This window comes from Lactonifactor sp. BIOML-A5 (assembly GCF_009677585.1).
In the GTDB taxonomy this organism is placed as follows: Bacteria; Bacillota; Clostridia; order Lachnospirales; family Lachnospiraceae; genus Lactonifactor.
Map to the genome: position 1 here is coordinate 1 of NZ_WKYV01000067.1, position 1,282 is coordinate 1,282.

A 1,282-nucleotide genomic window follows, 5' to 3' on the forward strand; every position below is an offset into this window, starting at 1 on the left:
GGCTTACACTGCTTTGCCATCGTAATAATTTCAGAAAAATCTTTTTTGCCATTTTCATCAGCTGTGATATGAGGACATCCGGGATAGCCTGATGCACCGGAAGTAAAGATTCTTTTTCTGATTTCCTCGCTTCTTGGAGGTACGATACAGTTTGTAGTAAACAGAATTGGTCCATTGAAAGTTACAAATTCAGTAACTTGCTGCCACCATGAACCGCCGTAATTTCCCGCAAAATTGTCATACTTCTTGAAGAAAGGATAATAATGTGCAGGAAGCATTTCACTATGGGTATAAACATCAACGCCTGTACCTTTTGTTTGCTCCAGTAGTTGCTCTAAATCAGTGAGGTCATGACCTGAAATCAGTATTCCGGGATTGTTTCTTACACCAATATTAACACTAGTGATTTCAGGATTTCCATATTTAGAAGTATTGGCTTCATCTAACAGTGCCATGGCTTTAACACCAAACTCACCTGTCCTTAATGTTAAAGCTACGAGATCATCTGCCGACAATGAATCATCAAGGGTTGAAGCAAGTGCTTCATAGATAAATGCATTAATAGCAAGATCTTCTTTGCCGATATTAAGGGCATGATGTGTATATGCCGCCATACCTTTCAAACCATAGATAATCATTTCTCTAAGAGAACGAACATCTTCATTTTCGGTTGAAAGAACACCTACTTTTGATGCTTTGTCTAACATAGACGCTCTATCGCTTACTTCAAACTCCGCTGCATCACCAAGATTAACATCGGAAACCTGTTTTTTTAGCTCGTTTCTTAAGCCAATCATTTTATAGATTTGATTTTCAATTGCACCATCATCAAAATTAGCATTTGTAATGGTGATAAAAAGGCTTTTTAGGACTTGATGATTTACTTCGCTTATGGATTTAACATCCAGTTTGCCTTTTATAACAATTTCAGAAATCCCTTTTGTAACATAAATCAGTAAGTCTTGCAATTTTGCAACTTCCTCATTTTTGCCACATACGCCTCTTACCTCACAACCGGTACCTTTTGCAGTTTCTTGACATTGATAACAAAACATACTCATAATCGTTCCCTCCTTCAGATTATTCCTTAACGGGTTCGAATTCATCTTTACCCACAAAACAAATTGGACAAACCCAATCATCAGGGATATCTTCAAAAGCAGTTCCCGGGGCTATTCCACTATCTGGATCACCTGTTTGTGGGTCAAAGATATATCCGCATGGGATACATATATATTTTACCATTCTGCGTTTCTCCTTTCAACATTTTTATACAATATTT

Annotated in this window: 2 protein-coding genes; both read right to left on the reverse strand. The window is 37.4% G+C overall.

The features are described 5' to 3' along the window. Nucleotides 1–1,061: hydroxylamine reductase (gene hcp / locus GKG41_RS23030; protein ID WP_154263265.1), on the reverse strand; the 1,061-nt coding region annotated here is incomplete at its 3' end. 19 nt (nt 1,062–1,080) lie between these two features. Then, a complete protein-coding gene (gene rd, locus GKG41_RS23035; protein ID WP_154263266.1) occupies nt 1,081–1,245 on the reverse strand; it encodes a rubredoxin in 165 nt (54 codons plus the stop codon). Nucleotides 1,246–1,282 lie beyond the last annotated feature (37 nt).